Below are 21,517 nucleotides of genomic sequence, written 5' to 3'. Positions count from 1 at the left end.
ACCTCGCTATTGATCTTCAACGGGAGTGTCTATTTCTAGATCTTTGATGATATTAGATAAGGTCCCCGAATCCGGTAGACTATCTTTTCCTAGTAACATATTGATATCGAGCAGAATTATCATTTTATCCGAGACATTTGCTAACCCGCGGATAAAGCGTAAATCTTGGCTGTTGCCAAAGTCTGGCGTGGAGCGAATATCTGCTTCAGCGATGGTGAATACATCAGAAACAGCATCGACGACTATGCCAATGACTTTTTGTTGTTGTGCCAGCTCAACCTTCAGCACAATCACCACTGTGGTTGAGCCGTAGGCTAAGCTGTCTATTCCAAATCTTTCTCTGAGATCTATGATGGGCACTATGGTGCCTCTGAGGTTGATGACACCTTTGACGTGTTTTGGCGCATTGGGAATGCTGGTGGTTTGCTCCCAGCCACGAATTTCTTGGACTGCTAGGATAGGCACACCGTATTCTTCCTGGGCCATAACAAAACTTAAAAACTGTTGATAGTCATGCTCCTTCTGAGAAGAAACAAGTTGAGGTTGCTGTTCCATATTGATTGCCGCTGCGTTTGCTTGCACCATGACTGCCTATCCTTATGCCGCGTGTTCTTTATTGTGTCCAATGCCTGCAAGCTCCACTAAGCTGGCAACATCAATAATTAAGGCTACTGTGCCATTACCGAGTATGGTTGCGCCGGAAATTCCCGGGATTTTGGCATAATTGTCTTCAAGGTTTTTAATGACCACTTGCTGTTGAGCCATCAATTCATCCACCAGCAAGCCCACCTTGCTGTTGTTGTGCTCGACCACCATGACCAGTCCATTTTCGACTTCAGTGGCATCGGCCTTATGATTAAACTCTCGATATACCTTGATGATCGGCACATAGTCATCGCGTAAGCGAATGAGCTCATGTTCTTCATTGAGGCGATTGACCTTCTCGTGTTTGACTTGCAGTGATTCATAAATAGAAACCAGTGGGATCACGTAGATATGCTCGCCAATACGGATCAGTTGGCCGTCGAGAATGGCGAGTGTCAGTGGTAATCGAATGGTAAAACGACTGCCATGACCACGAGTTGAGCTTAAATCTATGCTGCCATTGAGGCTGTGGATATTACGTTTGACCACATCCATACCCACACCGCGCCCGGAAAGATCTGAGACTTGATCGGCGGTAGAGAAACCCGGATGAAAAATCAGCTGATGGATCATGTCATCGGGTAATTCTTCATCTCGTCCCACTAGTCCTTTTTCGCGGGCTTTGGTGAGAATTTTGTCGGTATTGAGACCGGCGCCATCATCGCTGATTTCGATGACAATACTGCCGCCTTGATGGTAGGCATTTAAGGTGATGTTGCCTGACTCACTCTTGCCATTGGCCACTCTGACGTCGGGTTTCTCTAACCCATGATCGAGCGAATTTCTGACCAAATGAACCATAGGATCGACAATCTTTTCCATCACGGTTTTATCAAGTTCGGTATCTTCACCCTTGAGGATCAGCTCAACTTTTTTACCTTGTTTTTGGCTAATGTCGCGTACGAGCCTCGGAAAACGACTGAAGGCAAAGCTGATAGGGATCATGCGAATTTGCATCACGCTTTCTTGCAGATCGCGAGTGTGAGAGGCGAGCTGTTCTAGGCCGAGATTGAGCATGAGCATGGACTCTTGCGTGATCTGTTCTTGCTGACCTAATTGCCCCAGCATGGCTTGAGTGATTACAAGTTCACCGACCATATTGATTAAGGTATCGATTTTGTCGGTGCTAACACGAATAGAGCCGCTTTCTGCTTTGGCTTTACTTGCGGCTGGCGTCTTGGCTGCTTCTTGTGGCGAGCGACTGACGGCAGGGGCTACTGCGGCCGCTTGCGTATCCTCTATTACCGCTTCAGGTTCGACAATTTCAAGGTAGTCAATCTTGCATTCATCGGCGACCCAATCGAACACCTCTTTGATTTTATCTAAGCTGACGTCGGTCAAGAGATCTAATTGCCAGCTGAGGTAGCAGTTTTCAGGCTCAAAACTTAATAGTTCGGGTGCGTCTACAGGTAAGAGAGTTACGGTCAGCTCACCTAGCTGTTTAAGCTCAGTAAACATCAACAGAGGATCGTTACCACACTTAAGAATGTCTTCACCGGCAATGAAATCTATCTGCCAATGGTGTTTGACCTGCGCGGCATTGGGTGACTGGGACGGCATGACTTCGGGCGCCGTGTCGGCGGTTGCCGCTGGAGACGTTGAGCTGGCTAATGCCTCATTCAAACGCTGCTCGAGCACTTGCAGTAAGGGATCGGAATACTCAGTTTCAGTCATGAGCGCATCGATCATACCCCGTAAGACATCCACTGAATTCAGTAAAATATCCACATGATCTGCGGTCATTACCCGACGTTCATCTCGAATTTCATCCAGTAAGGTTTCGAGTAAGTGGGTGAAATTAGCGACACCATTAAAGCCGAAAGTCCCGCTGCCGCCCTTAATCGAGTGAGCCGCCCGGAAAATGGTATTAATGGCTTCATCATCGGGATCATCAATATCAATAGCAAGCAGTTCAGTTTCCATGGCGGCTAGGCCTTCGAGGCTTTCTTCAAAAAAAACCTGACTGAATTGGCTGAGGTCGATTTCCATATGCCTTTAACCTTGTATTAGCCCAAGACTTTACGAACTGTGGCGAGTAACTGATCGGGGTTGAATGGCTTGACTATCCACCCCGTCGCGCCGGCGGCTCGTCCCTCTTGCTTTTTATCGCCTCCAGACTCCGTGGTCAGCATCAGCAATGGAGTAAATTTGTATGCTGGTAGGGTTCGCAAGTTACGGATAAGAGTTATTCCATCCATGACCGGCATATTGACGTCTGATATTACCAAGTCATATTGACCTTGTTGGGCAACGGTGAGTGCTTCATCGCCATTACAGGCTTCAGTGACGTCAAAACCAGCGGTTTTTAATGTAAAACCAACCATTTGGCGCATTGAGGCTGAATCATCCACAGCAAGTATTTTCTTCATTTGCATCATTCCTTAGCTAACAAATACCAGCCCTGGGATAGTGACTCCCAGGTTACGACATTGATTTTCGAGTTCTGATGTTCCGAGGGTAAAATTGAGGGTAATAGAGTGTCGTTCACAATCAATGGCGAGAATGTGAAATAGCTGCAAGCCAGCGGTGTCTATCGTCTGGATTTCACTGATATCGAGCGATAATGCGTGATCAGCTTCTAGCGCCTTAGTGATTAAGGCGTAACTTTCGCTGATATTTCTAATGGTCAAAGATTGACCAAGCTTTATTGTGTGTTTTTCCATAATTTCACGTCTAAAAAACTTCCATGTATCAGAAAAGATAGTCGTCATTTCAATGAAATGCCTTATCGAAATAGAATTTTATTTTTCAATGCGACTATTTAGCTGAGTAACCGCGAGCCTTTTAGTGATGGGTGAGGGTGGCAAAGTCGCTAATTAGCTGTTGGCGCGTCATCTGGCCAAGGCCATTGATACTTGGTTGGGGTTTAAATACGGCGTAGCGTTGCCCCTGAGGGTTTAGCAGGACTAGCGAAGCGCTGTGATCGACTAAGTAATCATCGCCTGAACCGACCATGGCGTACACCATACCTAAGGCTTGGGTTAGCGGGTAAAGTTGTTGATGCTCACCGGTGACAGCCACTATCTCGGGGTGAAAAAAATTGCGGTAATCTTTGAGTTTATTGAGGCTGTCTCGGCTAGGGTCTACTGACAAAAAGACAATTTGCAGCGGGGCGATGCGCTTGAGATCATCATAGGCTGCCGCCAATTTGGCCATGGTGGTGGGGCACACATCAGGGCAAGAGGTGTAGCCTAAAAAGACTAAACTCCATTGGCCCTGCAGTTGCGCGGGGCCAAACGCATTTCCGTCTTGATCTTGCAACTCAAAATCAGTGATATCGCGTGGATTTTCAAATACATGACTTGTGAGTAATTCAAGGGGCACAGCTTGGCGACTGGCATCATAAACTTGATAACTCCAGCCACCTACTAGCGCCATCACCCCCAGCAACATCAGCCCAAAAAGTAAGCGCATACCAACCTCCTAGATGTAATGGTCGAGCAGTAATGCCAAGAACAGGAGCATCAGTTGGTAAATTGAAAACTTAAAGAGTCCCATGGCTAATCCGGGCTTGTCGTGAAACTTAAGCTGCCATGCTTTATAGATAAACATCAGGCTCAATGGCGTCGATAGTGCTAAATATAAGGCGCCAGACATGCCGACAATGACAGGGAATAAACAGGCGATGGCCAATAACACCGTGTAGAGCAAAATACAGGTTTTAGTAAATTCAATACCGTGGGTTACGGGCAACATCGGGATGTTGACTTTGGCATAGTCGTCGCGACGATGTATGGCTAATGCCCAGAAATGCGGTGGGGTCCAGGTAAAAATAATAATGACCAATAACAGGCTATAACCATGAAACTGACCGGTAATGGCGGTCCAGCCAAGTAGCGGAGGCATGGCACCCGCGAGGCCACCAATCACAATATTTTGCGGTGTGGCACGCTTGAGCCACAACGTATAAATAAAGGCATAACCCACTAAACTGGCGAAAGTGAGCCAAGCGGTTAACGGGTTTACGAGTAAGAACAACAGCGCGAAGCCACTAGTGGCTAAGCTAATCGCAAATATCAATGCATGTTTAACCGAGACCCGACCGGTGGCAACGGGGCGATGATGGGTGCGCGCCATGCGCGCATCAATTTGCCAATCAATCAGATGATTAATCGCGGCGGCGGCGCCAGACATTAATCCAATTCCAATCAGGCCAATCACTAACGGTTGCCAGGGAACCGTGGTGGGGACGGAGAGGCACATGCCCACCAATACGGTTAATAACATTAAAGCGACGACCTTAGGTTTGGTCATTTCATAATAATCACGCCACAGCGCACGGGTGCGTAGCGAGGTTAGGGGGGCCGAAAGGGATTTACTCATAGTGCCTCCATTATGCTTTTCGCCAGATGGCATAGTTGAGATAGATTAGGCTCAGTAATAACAGTGCCGCGACTAAGTTGTGGCTGACTGCGATGGCGAGCGGGATATGTAACACGACATTGGCCATCCCAAGACTCACTTGCAGTAGTAATAAGGTCAGCATTATTTGGCTGCCGCGTTTAATGGCAGACGAGCGAGATTGATGTTGTAGTCGCCACCAAAAAAAGATCAATAATAAGGCGGTTATTAACGCCCAAACCCGATGAAATACATGAATGGTCATGCGCTCTGCATAAGCCAACACCCCAAACTCAAAGTGGGTATGCCCTGCAGGGATTGGGTTAAATGCGGTGATAGGCGAGAGGTTGTTCCACCAATCAGCCTCACAAATTGGCAGTTGAGTGCAGGCGAGGGCCGCATAATTTGATGAAGTCCATCCGCCGAGGCTGATCTGCACCACTAACACCGCTAAGCAGGCCATGGCCAAGCCTTTGAGTGGTCTGACGCCATAATCGCCGCCAGGGATCCGCAGTGGTTTGAGGCGCAAATACAATAAATACAGTAGCGAAAATATACTAAAACCACCCAATAAATGCGCCATGACCACAATGGGCATTAACTTCAAGGTTACGGTCCACATACCAAGCGCCCCTTGAAACAGTACCAATACTAAGATCAGGATTGGGAGCTTTTTTGGGGCCTCCTTTTGGCGCCATGCTTGGATACAAATCAGAATAATTAGCAGGCCTAGACTGGATGCGACGTAGCGGTGGATCATTTCTAACCATGCTTTGCCAGCTTCAACCGGGCGCTCAGGAAAGGCGAGTTCTGCCTTGGCGATGGCTTGTGGCGATGATGGGACAAACACCTTGCCATAGCATCCCGGCCAGTCAGGGCAGCCAAGTCCTGCGTCTGCTAAGCGGGTGTAGGCTCCCATCAAAATGACAAAAAAGGTCAGCGCTAACGTGATTTTAACGAGCAAGGTTAATTTCATTAGCCAATCCTCGATAATTTCAGCATTTTGCGCAGATCAGAAATCAGCGCTTTCCCTTGTTGTAATTCTTGCTCCATCGCAGCGCTCAGCGCGTATTTCATCACCAACGAGCCGAGCGGGTCGATAATGACCAAGGCTTGATCTGTTAGTATTTCGCTTAATTGCGGGCTAGCAACCACTAACTCAAAGTCAAAATCTTGGAGAGCCTCAAGGTCACTCCCTCGTTGTAATAAGACGATGCTGCGCACGCGATCTTGATAGACACCCAAAGCGGTGTGGGTTTGTTTTAATATATACAGCCGCTGCATGCAGTGGCTGTCACAATCGGTAGGTAATAGATACACCACTTGCCATTTACCTTGATGACTATTGACCATATCCAGCTCTGCTAAGGTCGGGCTTGGCGACATCAGTTGGCCTTGATTGGTGGCGCCTTCTTGGTAAAGGTGCAAGCTTAAAAATAACTTTGCGAGTAATACCGGAACCACAAATACTAATGAAATTAATAATAAGGTTTTTTTATTGTTGTTTGGCATGCTCGCGCTCCTTACTATTTTTATGTTGTAACCACCCCAGCCTTATGACTAAGCCGGCAAACACCAATGCCATCACAAACCATTGCAACGCATAACCAAAATGTTTTTCGACTGAGATTGGCGGGGATTGCCACACTCTAGGCCAATCGGGCTGTGCTAATTGAGTGGGGAGCAGTATCGCTGGCAATAATGCCAAGCCTAATTGGTCGGCCAATTGTGGCAAGTTGAGGTTTTGAATACGCACTACTGATTGTTGACCACTGCCATCCATCATGAGTTCGCTATCGAGTGCATGGCTTAAGCGGTTAGTCTGTTTTTGATAAAGGCGTCCTTGCAGCCGCGCTTCTGCTGGCAGACGCATTAACTGGGGTAATTGTTGGCGGTTGGCATTGGCGCCAACAAAGCCAAGTTCAACTAAAATGGCACTATCGCCGTGCGCCTGCTCCCTGATTTCAAAGACACGATAACCTACTTGACCTTGGAGAATTTGGTTGTCGAGTATGATAAGTGGGGCGCGGCTAGTGAGGGTCGCAAGGTCAGCGTAATAGCCATGATAATTGTCCTTCAGTTGCTGGAGTTCTTGCCATTGCAATGGGTTGGCAGCCTGCTTTATCTGTAGTTGTTGCTGCCAAACTTGTTTGTTCTGGCCTTTGTCTAATTGCCATAAGCCTAGCTTGACCAGCAGCAAAAAAATGCCCACAGTGAAGGTTAACATCAAGGTAACATTTAGCTTGGTTCGAACAGAGGAATACTTCATGACCCTCCTATTGGCTTTCAAAATCGCATTAGTGTGTCTGCTAGTTATTATCATTATTAATTTAGGCAGAGCCATGTTCCTTATGGTGCGCCAACCTCACGCAGAACAACCTCGTTCAATGAGTCATTACTTAGGTCGACGGGTCATCCTGTCGGTTTTGGTGGTGGTACTCTTGTTAGTGGCGATGGGATTGGGATGGATAACCCCAAACCCCAGGCCTTATTAATCGGTTAAGCTAGAGAATGTAAACAAACACAAACAGGCATAACCACACCACATCGACAAAGTGCCAATACCAACTACCGGCCTGAAAGGCAAAATGATGTTCATGGGTAAAATGACCTTTCAGTATTCGGGCCAACAATACACACAAAAATATCATGCCTAAAATGACATGCATGCCATGAAAACCTGTCAGCAAAAAGAAGGTATTGCCATAGATACCGGCATCTAACGTGAGGTTTAACGCATGGTAGGCATGGTAATACTCATAGATTTGGCCACTGATAAAGCTCAGGCCGAGAATAATAGTTAACCCCAGCCACAGCTTTAAGGCGGTACGTTTACTTTGCTCTAAACTGACGTGAGCAAAATGCAGCGTGACTGACGACGTCAGCAGCAGTATGGTGTTAACCAGCGGGATCCCATCCCAAGGCATGGCTTGAGTCGTTTGCCCCGCAGGAGTAATTAACAATGGCCAATTATCGACAAAGTTAGGCCATAGCACGGCATGGGTCATGGCGTTATTGCCTTCTCCCGCCAACCAAGGAAGTGCGATGGATCGCGCATAAAACAGGGCGCCAAAAAAGGCAGCAAAAAACATCACTTCAGAAAAAATAAACCAGCTCATTCCTTGTCGAAATGAACGATCCATTTGTGGTGAATAGAGGCCCGCCATGGATTCGTAAATCACATGACGAAACCAACCCATTAGCATAAATAAAATCACCGCAATGCCAGCCAATAGCAAGTAAGCCCCGCCGCTACCGCCATTCGCATATTGTTGGACAGTCACTCCAGCACCCACGGCTATCATGAACAAACCGATAGCGCCGATAATCGGCCAAGGACTTTGGGCTGGAACATAGTATTTTTGATACTTATCCGCGCTCATTTGGACACTCCTTTGGTTCCGCCGCTGACCGAATCCGTGATGTCGAATAAGGTGTAAGCAAGCGTCAGTGTATTGATTGAGTCAGGTAGGTCTTTGTCCACAAAGAAAATCAAGCCGAGCTCGGCACTGTCATGGCCTTCTAGTGGTTGTTGATTGAAACAAAAGCATTCGGTCTTATTGAAATAGGCCGCCCCTTGGCCCGGTGACACCGAGGGGATTGCTTGACCGACAATACGATGGTCGGCAAGGTTTTTAGCATTAAAGTGAGTGCGGACTAACTCACCGGTCCGCACTTGCATGCGCTTGACGGCTGGCGCAAATTCCCAAGGCAAACTGCCGGGAACCTGCGCGATAAATTCGACATTGACCAAACGTCCGGGGGCACTGGTGTCATCGTTAAAGACCTGAGCAGTGCTGCGGGTTTTGCCATTGATGCCTAACTGCTCACACAAGACATCGTAGAGCGGCACCAAAGCAAAGCCGAAGCCAAACATGGCAATGGCACCAAAAATTAAGCCAATGGTCAGTCGCGTATTGTTGGCGTTACCCATGCTGCACCACAGGCTTAATTTCAGGTGGCGTGGTAAAAGTGTGGTATGGCGCTGGGCTGGCAATGGTCCATTCTAATCCTTCAGCGCCTTCCCAAGGCTTAGCCGGTGCGGGTTCACCTGCACGAATACATTTGATCACTAAGACGAGGAAAATCAGCTGTGACAAGCCAAAAGCAAAGCCGCCAATGGACACCACTTGGTTGATGTCGGCAAATTGCAGGGCATAGTCGGGAATGCGACGAGGCATACCGGCAAGACCAAGGAAATGCATAGGGAAAAACAACACATTCACCGAGATTACCGAACACCAGAAATGCCAGCGGGCTAAGCGCTCGCTATACATATGCCCGGTCCATTTGGGCAACCAATAATAGGCCGCAGCCATAATGGAGAAGATGGCGCCGGTGACCAGCACATAATGGAAATGTGCCACCACAAAGTAAGTGTCATGGTATTGAAAATCCGCCGGCGTAATAGCCAGCATTAACCCTGAGAATCCACCGATGGTGAATAGGATAATAAAGGCGATAGCAAACAACATCGGGGCTTCAAAGGTAATCGCGCCGCGCCACATGGTCGCGACCCAGTTAAACACTTTCACTCCTGTTGGCACGGCAATTAGCATGGTGCAATACATAAAGAACAACTCGGCAAACACTGGCATGCCGGTGGTAAACATGTGATGCGCCCACACCAAGAAGGATAAGATCGCAATACTGGCGGTGGCGTACACCATAGAGGCATAGCCAAAAAGCGGTTTACGACTAAAGGTGGGGACAATGGCCGAGATGATGCCAAACGAAGGCAAGATCATGATATAGACTTCGGGGTGACCGAAGAACCAGAAAATATGCTGGAACATCACCGGATCGCCACCACCGGCAGCATCAAAAAAGCTGGTCGCAAAATATTTATCGGTGAGCACCATGGTCACGACTCCGGCGAGTACCGGCATGACCGCGATCAGCAAGAAGGCGGTGATAAGCCAAGTCCACACAAATAGCGGCAGTCTCATCCAAGTCATGCCAGGGGCGCGTAAGTTAATGATGGTGACGATGACATTGATGGCGCCCATGATCGAGCTGATGCCCATGATATGAACAGAGAATACAAATAATGCCGTGGAGTCAGGGCTATAGGTAGTTGATAACGGTGCGTAGAATGTCCAACCGAAATTTGGGCCGCCGCCCTCCATAAATAATGAACTCAGCAAGATAAGGAAGGCAAAAGGTAGGATCCAAAAACTCCAGTTGTTCATCCGCGGCAGCGCCATATCGGGTGCCCCGATCATCATGGGGATCATCCAGTTGGCTAAGCCGGTAAAGGCTGGCATCACGGCACCAAACACCATGATTAGACCGTGGACTGTGGTCATTTGATTAAAAAAGTTGGGTTCAACGAGCTGTAAGCCCGGCTGGAACAATTCGGCGCGGATCACCATGGCCATGGCGCCGCCGATTAAAAACATAATAAAGCTGAACCATAAATATAACGTACCGATATCTTTATGGTTGGTGGTCAGTAGCCAGCGTAAAATACCTTTAGGTGGCCCTTCATGATGATGGTCATCGTCGTGAGCTTGATGCTCACCATTGTCGATTGTGCCAGCGCCCGCGTACTGCATTTCTTCGCGGATAGGTGCATGTTTTTCAGTAGTCATGACATATCCCTTTATTGGTTCTGTTGGCTGACATCAGCCGCTTGAATCACGTCACCTGAATCATTGCCCCAGGCATTGCGTTCAAAAGTGACCACGGCGGCGATTTGTTGAGCGGTGAGCTGTTTGGAGAAAGCCTGCATCGCGGTGCCAGCTTTACCGTGGAGTACTATATCGATATGACCAGCCACTGGGCCTTTAATGATGGGACTGCCAATTAAGCTTGGAAACACCCCAGGCAAACCAGCGCCATTTGGTTGGTGGCATGCAGCGCAATAGCTGGTATAGATCTGCTCACCTTGGGTCATTGATTCTGCCATGGACAAGGTTTGAGATAACTGAGCTTGTGCTTGCTCATCGGCCTTGGCTGCTAAAGATTGCTGCTCAACCATCCATAAATCAAAGGCTTCTGGCTCAATCACTTCCACCACAATCGGCATAAAGCCATGATCTTTACCGCAGAGCTCGGCGCATTGGCCGCGATACGTGCCAGTGGTTTCTGCGCGGGTCCAAGCCTCGTTGATAAAACCAGGGTTAGCATCTTTTTTGACGGCAAACGCCGGTACCCACCACGAATGAATCACGTCTTCCGAGGTGACTAAGAAGCGGACTTTACGATGCGCCGGAAGCACTAACGGCTTATCGACTTCGAGTAAGTAGTTTATATCTTTGGGGGCTAAATTATCAATTTGGTCACGAGGGGTGGAGAGAATGCTATAGAAGCCTACGTCTTGATCAAAGTATTGGTAATGCCATTTCCATTGAGAACCGGTGATCATCACCGTCAATTCGGCATCCTCGGTATCTTCCATCGCAATTAAGGTGCTAGTGGCGGGGATCGCCATTAAAATGAGGATGACAAAGGGGATCAGGGTCCAGGCGATTTCGACCTTGGTACTTTCATGGAATTGAGCCGGTTTAACGCCTTTAGATTTACGGTGGTAAATAATGGAGTACAGCATGATGCCAAATACCACTAAACCGATGGCACAGCAGATATAGAGAATGGTCATGTGCAAGTCGTAGACCTTGCCACTGATGACAGACACGCCCTGTGTCATATTTAACGGCATACTGGACGCCGAAAATATTGGCATAAGCAAACATGCCAGCAAATATTGGATAGGCTTCAAAAGACATCTCCCCTGTTAATTGCCAATGCAATTACAAAGAAAAGTCACACAGTAAGTCTCTGCTCTATGTAAACTCTTCGGTTCCCACAAAAAGCAAACGATGACTTCAAGTGTTTGAGGCTCACTCGCGTCTGAATAACGCCGCCAACGGTTGAACACTTATCGTTAATTAGATGACACGGTTCACTATCGAAATACCCAACGACCTTATTACAGGTTTCAGTATATAGCTTGCTAAGGTTTTTATAATTTAGCAATCAACACTATGACTGAAAATTCTGGTCAATTTAAGCTTTCTTTAAGTTACATTACTTGTTGTGGAAATTTTGATCAAGATCACAATTAGAGATAATCGAGACTGCCATCTAAAATGGCTTGAAAGCAGTCCGATAATTAATGCATGGCGCGATTAAAGCTGGGGAGGTTATTGAGGGTCAATTCTTTATGATGCGCTGTGGTGGAATTTTCAAAGATAAATCCCATGGCTCTGGCATTACGTTCGACTAACTGCATCCGGCGTTGATCGCGTTGATCTAAACTCGAAATCCACGTTAACACGGCGCTACAAGTACCGTTGGTTAGGGCGATTTCACTGGCCCACAAGGCTTCGACTTCGTCTTTGGCTTTCACTAATAAGACCCGATCTAAGCGAACACCGGCGGCAGCGAGCATAGCTTTATAGCCAATGTTCGGGGGATTAATTAGTACAATCCATTGCCCTTGATGGCTGAGCCGCACTAACTGAGGCGCAATCTTTTCTAATTCAATCCGACCCTGACTTAAGGTCGGTAGACTTTCAATCATGGCTTGAGTGTGCTTGGGAGTATTTGCACACCACAAACCGGGGTGAGAAGACAATCGCATTAATTTGTCTGTCATAGCCAGCCTCCGTTGCGAATGATACCAACGGCTAACCCTTCTATGGTGATCTCTTGATAACTAGGGTCCACCACGATTGGAGTGTAATCGTCGTTTTCTGGGTGCAAGTAAATCATCTTGCCCTTCTTTTCGAAGCGTTTGACCGTGACATCATCATCGACACGGGCCACAACGACCTGACCATTTCTTGCCTCTTGCATTTTATGCACGGCCAGTAAGTCACCTTCGAGAATACCGATATTTTTCATGCTATCGCCACGCACTTTTAATAAAAAGTCTGCGCTGGGGTGAAACATGGTGGCATCCACTTGGAAATAGCTTTCAACATGCTCTTGCGCCAAGATGGGTTCACCGGCCGCCACTTGCCCTATCAAGGGCAGGCCGCTTTCGATGTCACTGACTTCTTCAGGGGGTAAACGAATGCCTCGTGAAGTGCCTGGCATGATTTCAATGCACCCTTTTTTGGCTAATGCTTTTAAATGTTCTTCAGCGGCATTGGCACTGCGAAAACCCAAGCGAGTGGCAATCTCAGCGCGAGTCGGTGGCATACCGGTTTCGCTGATATTACGTTTAATTAATTCTAAAATCTCGGCTTGGCGCGGGGTCAAAGGTCTCATGTTGATTCCTGTTTTTCTATACAGTTACTGGTAGTATATACAGTAATTCTGCTAGTGCAAGTATTCGCCAGTGTTTGTTTTATGCAGGGATTAGCTATCAAGTTGCCTGTTCTGTTATTCTATAGGTCTATTTACGTGACCTGAATTGCATAATAACAATGGCCAAACAAGACTCTTTCTTAATGACAGTGTTGCGCTGGTTGCAGCGCAAACTAGTGCACACCATAGTGGTGCCGACAGATCCTTTTGCTGATCTGAATTTGGATCCTAATAAACCACTCATTTATGTAATGAAAACCGAATCTTTCAGCGATATGGCCGCCCTCAGTGATGTCACCGCTAAATTTGGTTTACCCAGCCCCTATGATGAGCTCAAATGCCAAGGTCAATCCTTGCCGCGGGTCGTCTGTTTAAGCCGTGCTAAGCCGATGATTGGTCAGCGCCCGTCGAGTGAAGCATTTTTAGACGAGTTCAAAACGTTATTAGAAATGCATCAAGCCAACCCTGAATTAGAGATCCAGTTGGTACCTGTTAGTCTGTTTTGGGGACGGACACCAGGTAAAGAAGATGACACCATGAAAGCCGCGGTGCTAGAGCGGGAAGATCCGACTTGGTTACGCAAATTTTTTATGATCTTATTTTTGGGACGGCATAACTTTGTGCAGTTTTCCAATGCGGTATCGCTGCGCTATATGGCGGATGAACATGGCAGTGATGAGCGCATCGCGCATAAGTTAGCTCGTGTCGCCCGAGTACATTTTAGCCGTCAACGTAAAGTGATGACTGGACCTTCGCTACCAAGACGTCAAAACTTATTGCACGGCCTGTTGAATTCAGATTCAGTGCAGCGAGCCATTGAAGAAGAAGTTCAATCTAAGAAAATTACTCCCGCCGAAGCCAAAGCCAAGGCCGTTGAGTATATCGATGAAATCGCAGCTGATTATTCGGATAATTTAGTTCGTATTGCCGAACGAATGCTCACCTGGCTGTGGAATAAACTGTATAAAGGCATCAATGTCAAAGGCGCTGAGCATGTACGGCAATTACATCATGATGGCCACGAAATTGTCTATGTGCCTTGTCATCGCAGCCATATGGATTATTTGCTTCTGTCATATATTCTGTATTTCCAAGGCATGGTGCCGCCACATATTGCCGCCGGCATTAATTTAAACTTTTGGCCTGCAGGCCCCATGTTTCGACGTGGTGGCGCTTTCTTTATTCGTCGTAGTTTTAATGGCAATAAGTTATACACTGCCGTATTCCGTGAGTATTTAGATCAGCTCTTTACCAAAGGCTATTCGGTTGAATACTTTACCGAGGGGGGCCGCTCACGCACTGGCCGCCTGTTGTCGCCAAAAACCGGGATGTTGGCCATGACGCTTAACTCGGTATTGCGGGGTATTGAACGTCCGATTACCTTAGTCCCTGTGTACTTAGGCTATGACCATGTGATGGAGGTGGCGACTTATCACAAGGAGCTCAGTGGTAAGAAAAAACAAAAAGAGTCGTTATGGCAAGTGTTTGGTGCCTTGCGTAAGTTAGGGAATTTTGGCCAAGGTTACGTCAACTTTGGTGAGCCTATCACCATTCAATCTTACCTTAATGAAAAGGTCGGTGATTGGCGAGAGCAGATAGCACAAAACCCGAATGCTAAGCCGAGCTGGTTAACCCCGGTGGTCAATGGCTTGGCCAATAAAGTCATGACACATATTAACGATGCGGCTGCGGCAAGTTCGGTCACCTTAACCAGTATGGTATTGCTGGCGTCTGAGCAAAATGCCTTAGAGCGACGTCAGTTAAGTCGTCAGCTCGATTTGTATTTAAATCTGCTTAATAAGGTGCCCTACACGGGTTACACTTCGGTGGTGGATGGTGACGGTGACTCTTTGATTGAACAAGGGCTAGAGCTGAAAAAGTTAGTCAGAGAAGAAGATGCGCTAGGGGAGATTATTTCAATTGAACCGCTGCAATTACTGGCAATGTCCTACTACCGCAATAACATTCTTCATCTGCTGATTGTGCCATCCTTGCTGTCCAGCATTTTGACTCAGCATGAACTGGTCGATCGTCAGACCATTAAGCAAATTTGTCATGCGTTCTATCCCTTGCTTCAAGCTGAACTATTTATGGATTTGGCCGACTTGGATCGCTACATAGATAGTGTGTTAGATAGGTTTATTGCTGAAGGTCTGATCTCAGAGGATGACGCCTTTGAGATCAATGCCAGCAAAATTGACCAGTTACTCTTGTTGGCGGCGGTGGTCGATGAGTCGATGCAACGCTATGCCATGCTGTTTAATTTATTAGTGGCGAAACCTGATATTGAGCGCTCAGATCTTGAATCAGAGAGTCACCAATTGGCGCAGCGTCTGGGTAATATCCACGGTATTACGGCCCCTGAGTTTTATGACAAAAAGTTATACGGTTGTTTAAGCTCAAAATTAAAAGAGTTGGGTTATTTAGATGATGAGTCGCACTTAACTGAAGTCACTCGTATTCGAGATTACGCCAATGGCTTATTGCGCACGTCAGTACGCCAAACCATAGTCCAAAGCGTGGCACAAGTGCATTAAGGCGCCGAGTGACCCTATGCTTAAAGCCTGCTGTTTGGCAGGCTTTTTTATAATAAATACATAATTATATAGCCCGCTCTGGTGTGGATTTACATCGGGGGTGTCACACGATTTAGGGGAAATAGATGGCAAATCATATGAATGCAGCACCACAAGGGAAATCCCTTTTGGGTGGTGCGATGATCATTGCAGGTACCACGGTTGGCGCGGGCATGTTTTCTTTGCCTGTGGTCAGTGCTGGAATGTGGTTTAGTTATGGCATTGTCATGCTTATTGCTATCTGGCTCATCATGTTACTGTCAGGCTTGCTGTTGCTAGAAACCAATCTCCATTTTCAGCCTGGGGTTAGCTTTGATACCTTAACCCGAGATACCTTAGGGCAGTTCTGGCGCATCGTCACCGGATTGTCGATAGCCTTTGTGTTGTATATTCTGACCTATGCCTACATCAGTGGCGGTGGCTCTATCGTCAACCATAGCCTGCAAGGTTTAGGTATCGACTTACCTCAACCCATCGCGGGCTTGGTATTTGTGCTGGTGTTGGCCGCTATCGTTCTTATCAGTACTAAGGCCGTCGATCGGATCACCACCATCATGCTGGGAGGCATGGTGATCACCTTCTTCTTGGCGGTGGGTAACTTATTGTTAGATGTTGCGCCAGCACGCTTATTTGATCCCCAAGGCGAGGCCAGTTTTGCTCCTTATATTTGGGCCGCATTGCCCTTTGGTTTGGCTAGCTTTGGTTATCATGGCAATGTCCCAAGTCTAGTGAAGTACTATGGCAACAATCATCGAATCATTATTAAAGCGATTTTTATCGGGACATTTTTAGCATTAGTCATCTATCTATGTTGGCTAGTGGCGACCATGGGCAATATTGGCCGAGTCGAGTTTGTGAGTATTATCGAGCAAGGCGGCAATATTGGTGTGCTGGTGGCTGCATTAGATGAAGCGATGAGCAGTGAATGGCTGACGAGTATGTTAACTTTATTTGCCAACTTGGCCGTGGCCTCTTCGTTTCTGGGGGTCACCTTAGGCCTATTCGACTATTTAGCAGATTTATTCAATTTCGATGATAGCTTCCAAGGGCGAGCTAAAACCGCGGCCGTCACATTTGTGCCGCCAGCGGTGCTGGGGTTGTTATTTCCCAATGGTTTTCTAATTGCCATTGGTTTTGCGGCGTTGGCGGCCTGTATTTGGGCGGTGATTGTGCCAGCACTGATGGCCTATAAAGTGCGGCAACAACACCCAGACTACCGTGGATTTCAGGTGCCCGGTGGCAATGTTAGTATCGCTATAGTGATTATTTTCGGTGTGGTGACTGCCACCTGCCATTTATTGGTAATGGCCGGCTGGTTGCCGCAATACGGAGGTTAAATAAACAATAAGCCCCTGACGAGGGGCTTATTTTTTGCTGGTAAACAGGTGCTTCACATCGCACGCCTAAGCTAGGATTTCATCATCTCGTTTTGGGCATCTCTCCCGGCGATGAAGCCATAGAAAATATAGCCAATAAAGGTCACGATCACGCCGTAGAATACCGCTTCTTGTCCACAAGCGTAGACCCCATAAATACTGTACAACACGGCTAACGTCCCTATGATGGCGCCATTGCGGTATTCAGATGGGCTAACCTTACTATTCCTCAGAATAACCTCAAGGCCAGTAATGGAGAGAATGTAAGGCACCATATTGATAAATACGGCCAAATTCACCAACACGTTGAATTGTTTCACTAGGCTTGGTGAAATGGTCATGACCGCCAAACCAAGTTCTAAAATCAGCATGATAATCATGCCTTTTATCGGTGCATTATCTTTGGTGACTTCACCGAAGATTTTTGGGAATAAGCGAATATCAGCCGCAGCGCGCGAGACCTGAGCATTAGTAAACTGCCAACCTAATAACGACCCAATACAGGCTATCACCGCCAGCGCTGTAATTACTTGACCGACCATGGGGTTAAACATTTGAGCATACACTAAACCAAAAGGTGCGCTTGAACTGGCCAGCTCGGCATTGGGAATAATCCCCTGGATAACCGCAGTCGAGGCAATATAAACCACCGCGGTAAAGCTGGTGGCCAGCATCACGGCCAGCGGCACGTTACGTTGTGGATTTTCAACTGCACCCGAGTTGGCACCTGCAGACTCAATCCCTAAAAAGGCCCACAGCGTTAAGGCAATACCTGACGATATGGCGCCAATCGTGCTGACATTATGGGGGTTCCATGCTTCGCTAAACATGGTTGGACTAAACCAAAACCAGCCGATGATCGACAAGCCGACCACGGGAATAATAATGCCCCACACCGTAAAGGTAGATATTTGTCCGGTTAATTTTGGGCCTTTAAAGTTAGCCACCATGGTCAAAATCAAGATGGCAATCACGCCAATAAAGGTATGAATGGGGGTTTCTTTAAGCCATGGGAAAAAGGCCTGAAGGTAGCCCACCGCCGATACGGCAATGGCCACGGCACTGATCACTAGACAGACATAATAAGTGTAAGAGGCGATAAAGAAGGATGACTTACCATGTGCTTCAGCGGAATATGCCGACATCCCCCCATCTTTATTACAATACATACCACATTTGGCAAACGTATAAGCAATACACATAGCCCCTGCCGCAGTGACCAACCAAGCCAATAAAGATATGGCCCCGGTTTGAGCTAGGCTTGAGGGTAGTAAAATAATTCCTGAGCCCATCATGTTGACTGTGACTACAGTGGTGAGACCCATGAGTCCCATCTTATTTGACTCGGACGCCATATTTAAACTCCCGGATAAATGTAGATTTTTGGAACGATTAAGACAGCTCGAATGAGAATCCCTCAACAACACTGCCAGTTGAATAAATAAAATCAATCACTTAAAAGTCATTCGACTTCAAAATCAGCGTATTAATTTTGTAATACTTTTATTGAATATCTTGAACTACACAGAAGTCTAGGTTAGGCGCTGCTGCTTTGCCAAAAATATGAGAAACAATCTCAATATTTATTTATCCGTGGCGATGGCTTAATGCATTCATGTTATTACTGGCAGTATGCGACCGAACCCAAGGGAGCCTTTAACAATGATTTGCGTATTGTTAGCAAAAAATAGTCGACTAGTTTTTGGCGGATAGTAAGTTTGTCATCTAGATTAAAAGACTAGTTTTATCTGCCATAGGCGACATGTGGATTACTTATGACTGATGAACAGCAAACGATGCCATTCAACGTTTGTTAAAGGTTTTTATATCTATAGTCTGACTAGCTGGAGCAATATCGATGAGTACATATGGGAAAAAACTAACCTGTTTGATTCTAGAAGAAGCACCAAAAGAAGGGGTCGTTGGTAATGCCATTGGAAGGCTAATCGAAGAGTTAAATACTAACTCAGTGAAAGTGATTGTAGCGACCTCTTATGAAGATTGTTATTCCATTTTAAATGCGAATACTGCCATAGACTGCTTAATGTTAACTTCGACAATGAGTGGATCTCAAGCCGACGAGAACGAGCGTTTTTTCCAGATAATTACTAAGCTCAATCGTCGTCAGGAGGGCGTCCCAGTCTTTCTGTTAGCGGAAAGAAAAAAAATTACCTTATCTGTTAATCGAGAGCTAATGTCAAAAGTTGATGAATTTGCTTGGATTATGGAAGATAAGCCAGACTTTATTGCCGGACGCGCTGTGGCGGCGATGCAGCGTTATCGTGAACAGTTGCTCCCTCCCTTGATGTCAGCATTAATGAAATATGATGATATTCATGAGTATTCTTGGGCAGCCCCAGGTCACCAAGGTGGCGTTGGCTTTACTAAAACCCCCGCCGGTCAGCGTTTCTATAGCTATTACGGTGAAGGGCTATTTAGAACCGATATGGGGATTGAGCGGGGTTCGTTAGGCTCGATGCTAGATCATACCGGTTACTTTGGTCAGAGTGAGCGCTACGCTGCCAAGGTGTTTGGTGCCGATAATTCCTATTCCTTGGTAACCGGTACTTCGGGTGCTAACCGCACCATTATGCAAATTTGTATGCGGGAAAATGCGTTGGCGATTTGTGACCGTAACTGTCATAAGTCGATTGAACAAGGCTTAATGTTATCTGGCGCCTTGCCGGTGTACATGGTCCCAACGCGGAACCGCTACGGGATTATTGGGCCGATATACCCAGATCAAATGACTAAAGCGGCATTAGTAGCCAATGCTAAAAATAGTAAGCTGTCTAAGCAAAAGGCTGGTGAGTCAGCGGCTTATGCCGTGTTGACTAACTGTACTTATGATGGCTTATGCTACAACGCCAAGCGGGCTCAAGAGATTTTAGCCGAAAGCAGTAATCGGATACACTTTGACGAAGCTTGGTATGGCTATGCCCGTTTTAACCCCATCTACAAAGATCACTTTGCCATGCGCGGCGAGCCCGAGGAAAATTATGATGGTCCAACCGTGTTTGCCACTCACTCAACCCATAAGTTGTTGAATGCATTATCTCAAGCTTCTTGGTTGCATGTTCGTCACGGTAAAGATGCCATCGATTATAATCGTTTTAATCAAGCGTATATGATGCATGCGACCACGTCCCCCTTATATGCGATTAGTGCGTCGAATGACATCGCCGTCTCGCAAATGGATGGTAACCGTGGCTTGTCTTTAACCACCGAAGTCATTCGTGAGGCCATCGATTTCCGTCAAGCCATGGGGCGCCTAAACAAAGAGTTTGTTGAGGATGGAGATTGGTTCTTTAAGCCGTGGAATGCTGAGGTGGTCAAGGATCCTGACACAGGTAAAAGCTACCCCTTTGAAGAAGCGCCCGTGGATTTATTAGCCTCTAACCAAGATTGTTGGGTGATGCATCCAAAGGATACTTGGCATGGCTTTAAAGACATGCCCGCCGATTGGTGTATGCTCGACCCGATCAAAGTGTCTATCTTATCTCCCGGCATGGGCGATGATGGTAACTTACTAAAAAGTGGGGTGCCAGCGGCGTTAGTGACCTTGTATTTAGGTCGGTTTGGGATTGTTCCTACCCGCACCACGGACTTCCAAGTGATGTTCCTGTTTTCGATGGGGATCACTAAAGGTAAGTGGGCAACCTTGGTCAATACTTTGCTGGCATTTAAAAAGCACTATGATGCCAATACGCCGTTAACACAGGCTTTGCCGGATTTAGTGAATGCGCATCCCGAGGTGTATGGTGGTTTGGGTATGAAGGATCTTGGCGACAAGATGTTTAATTATCTGCGTAAACATAATCCATCTGAAAAACTTAATGCGGCTTATTCTATTCTGCCAGAAGCGGTGATCACCCCGAGAGCGGCATTCCAATCCATTGTTGAAGACAATGTCGAGATGGTTCCTTCTCATAAACTCAAAGGTAGGGTGACGGCCAACGCGGTGATCCCGTATCCACCCGGTATTCCGATGTTGATGTCGGGAGAAAGCTTTGGGGATGATAACAGTCCACAGATTGGTTACCTCAAGAGCCTTGAAGTGTGGGATAAAGAGTTCCCAGGGTTTGAACATGAAACCGAAGGGACTGAAAATGAAGACGGTGTCTACTATGTCATGTGTGTGAAAAAACTCTAGCGACCTTTGCTTGAACCATGGTCATAAAAAAACCCGCGTTAGCGTAATGCCGATCAGTTAAGACAGATCGCTTGACGATCTCACTGAAAGGATCAAAATCCGATGACCCCTTGTCATCGGATTTTTTTATGCAACTTTCAGAAGCTTTGGCGCGTACTCATATCAAT

19 protein-coding genes and 1 pseudogene are annotated in these 21,517 nt (G+C 46.9%); 4 read left to right on the top strand and 16 right to left on the bottom strand.

Translation table 11 applies throughout. The features are described from left to right. Nucleotides 1-6: 6 nt before the first annotated feature. The 9 genes from KU855_RS14970 to KU855_RS14930 all read right to left on the bottom strand — a co-directional run bounded on the left by KU855_RS14970 (nt 7) and on the right by KU855_RS14930 (nt 7,255). Nucleotides 7-585, bottom strand: coding sequence for a chemotaxis protein CheW (locus tag KU855_RS14970; RefSeq protein ID WP_218531074.1), 579 nt, complete (start codon nt 583-585; stop codon nt 7-9). A 12-nt stretch (nt 586-597) separates the two neighbouring features. Then, on the bottom strand, nt 598-2,634 hold the full coding sequence (locus tag KU855_RS14965) for a chemotaxis protein CheA (RefSeq protein WP_218531073.1): 2,037 nt from the start codon (nt 2,632-2,634) through the stop codon (nt 598-600). Nucleotides 2,635-2,651: 17 nt separating this feature from the next. Continuing rightward, entirely contained in the window at nt 2,652-3,014 is a 363-nt protein-coding gene (locus tag KU855_RS14960) for a response regulator (RefSeq protein WP_140930355.1), read from the bottom strand. A gap of 12 nt (nt 3,015-3,026) precedes the next feature. Beyond that, a complete protein-coding gene (locus tag KU855_RS14955; protein ID WP_218531072.1) occupies nt 3,027-3,356 on the bottom strand; it encodes an STAS domain-containing protein in 330 nt (109 codons plus the stop codon). A gap of 73 nt (nt 3,357-3,429) precedes the next feature. Next, the gene (locus KU855_RS14950) at nt 3,430-4,059 is read right to left on the bottom strand and encodes an SCO family protein (RefSeq protein ID WP_218531071.1); all 630 of its coding nucleotides are present in this window, start codon (nt 4,057-4,059) and stop codon (nt 3,430-3,432) included. Between the two features lie 9 nt (nt 4,060-4,068). Further along, nucleotides 4,069-4,968 carry a heme o synthase gene (gene cyoE, locus KU855_RS14945; RefSeq protein ID WP_218531070.1) on the bottom strand — a complete coding sequence of 300 codons (900 nt, stop codon included), beginning with the start codon at nt 4,966-4,968 and terminating at the stop codon, nt 4,069-4,071. A gap of 10 nt (nt 4,969-4,978) precedes the next feature. Next, nucleotides 4,979-5,962, bottom strand: coding sequence for a heme A synthase (locus KU855_RS14940; RefSeq protein ID WP_218531069.1), 984 nt, complete (start codon nt 5,960-5,962; stop codon nt 4,979-4,981). Next, on the bottom strand, nt 5,962-6,498 hold the full coding sequence (locus KU855_RS14935) for a hypothetical protein (protein WP_218531068.1): 537 nt from the start codon (nt 6,496-6,498) through the stop codon (nt 5,962-5,964). The genes KU855_RS14940 and KU855_RS14935 overlap by 1 nt, the downstream gene beginning before the upstream one ends. Next, complete coding sequence (locus tag KU855_RS14930) at nt 6,482-7,255, bottom strand: SURF1 family protein (protein ID WP_218531067.1); 774 nt, start codon at nt 7,253-7,255, stop codon at nt 6,482-6,484. The genes KU855_RS14935 and KU855_RS14930 overlap by 17 nt, the downstream gene beginning before the upstream one ends. Between KU855_RS14930 and KU855_RS14925 the strand changes: the two genes are divergently transcribed. Next, nucleotides 7,254-7,481, top strand: coding sequence for a DUF2909 domain-containing protein (locus KU855_RS14925; RefSeq protein ID WP_218531066.1), 228 nt, complete (start codon nt 7,254-7,256; stop codon nt 7,479-7,481). The two genes, KU855_RS14930 and KU855_RS14925, sit on opposite strands and share 2 nt — an antisense overlap. 9 nt (nt 7,482-7,490) lie before the next feature. Here KU855_RS14925 and KU855_RS14920 read toward each other — a convergent pair whose 3' ends face one another. The 6 genes and pseudogenes from KU855_RS14920 to lexA all read right to left on the bottom strand — a co-directional run bounded on the left by KU855_RS14920 (nt 7,491) and on the right by lexA (nt 13,206). Further along, nucleotides 7,491-8,369: a cytochrome c oxidase subunit 3 gene (locus KU855_RS14920; RefSeq protein ID WP_218531065.1), complete on the bottom strand. Its 879-nt coding sequence runs from the start codon at nt 8,367-8,369 to the stop codon at nt 7,491-7,493. Further along, entirely contained in the window at nt 8,366-8,920 is a 555-nt protein-coding gene (locus KU855_RS14915) for a cytochrome c oxidase assembly protein (protein ID WP_218531064.1), read from the bottom strand. Before KU855_RS14915 ends, KU855_RS14920 begins: the two co-directional genes overlap by 4 nt. Beyond that, the gene (gene ctaD, locus KU855_RS14910; protein ID WP_218531079.1) at nt 8,913-10,544 is read right to left on the bottom strand and encodes a cytochrome c oxidase subunit I; all 1,632 of its coding nucleotides are present in this window, start codon (nt 10,542-10,544) and stop codon (nt 8,913-8,915) included. The genes KU855_RS14915 and ctaD overlap by 8 nt, the downstream gene beginning before the upstream one ends. Before the next feature lie 59 nt (nt 10,545-10,603). Next, nucleotides 10,604-11,701 (bottom strand): annotated as a pseudogene (coxB, locus tag KU855_RS14905) (cytochrome c oxidase subunit II); the annotation flags it as partial. Nucleotides 11,702-12,103: 402 nt separating this feature from the next. Further along, nucleotides 12,104-12,589 (bottom strand): SulA-like leucine-rich domain-containing protein, encoded by a 486-nt coding sequence (locus KU855_RS14900; protein ID WP_218531063.1) that lies wholly within the window; start codon nt 12,587-12,589, stop codon nt 12,104-12,106. Next, nucleotides 12,586-13,206, bottom strand: a complete 621-nt coding sequence (gene lexA, locus KU855_RS14895) for a transcriptional repressor LexA (protein WP_218531062.1) — start codon at nt 13,204-13,206, stop codon at nt 12,586-12,588. The genes KU855_RS14900 and lexA overlap by 4 nt, the downstream gene beginning before the upstream one ends. Nucleotides 13,207-13,364: 158 nt before the next feature. Here lexA and plsB point away from each other — a divergent pair, with 158 nt between their 5' ends. Both plsB and mtr read left to right on the top strand, forming a co-directional pair. Then, nucleotides 13,365-15,782 (top strand): glycerol-3-phosphate 1-O-acyltransferase PlsB, encoded by a 2,418-nt coding sequence (gene plsB / locus KU855_RS14890; protein WP_218531061.1) that lies wholly within the window; start codon nt 13,365-13,367, stop codon nt 15,780-15,782. 125 nt (nt 15,783-15,907) lie between these two features. After that, a complete protein-coding gene (gene mtr / locus KU855_RS14885; protein WP_218531060.1) occupies nt 15,908-17,158 on the top strand; it encodes a tryptophan permease in 1,251 nt (416 codons plus the stop codon). A 71-nt stretch (nt 17,159-17,229) separates the two neighbouring features. Here the strand turns inward: mtr and potE are convergent, their stop codons facing one another. Beyond that, nucleotides 17,230-18,552, bottom strand: coding sequence for a putrescine-ornithine antiporter (gene potE, locus KU855_RS14880; protein WP_218531059.1), 1,323 nt, complete (start codon nt 18,550-18,552; stop codon nt 17,230-17,232). 503 nt (nt 18,553-19,055) lie between these two features. Between potE and adiA the strand changes: the two genes are divergently transcribed. Continuing rightward, nucleotides 19,056-21,350 carry an arginine decarboxylase gene (adiA, locus tag KU855_RS14875; RefSeq protein ID WP_218531058.1) on the top strand — a complete coding sequence of 765 codons (2,295 nt, stop codon included), beginning with the start codon at nt 19,056-19,058 and terminating at the stop codon, nt 21,348-21,350. Nucleotides 21,351-21,517 lie beyond the last annotated feature (167 nt).

Source organism: Shewanella sp. NIFS-20-20, assembly GCF_019209865.1.
Lineage (GTDB): Bacteria > Pseudomonadota > Gammaproteobacteria > Enterobacterales > Shewanellaceae > Shewanella.
Note: the sequence above shows the minus strand (reverse complement) of the source record. Positions and strands in the feature narration are given on the sequence as shown.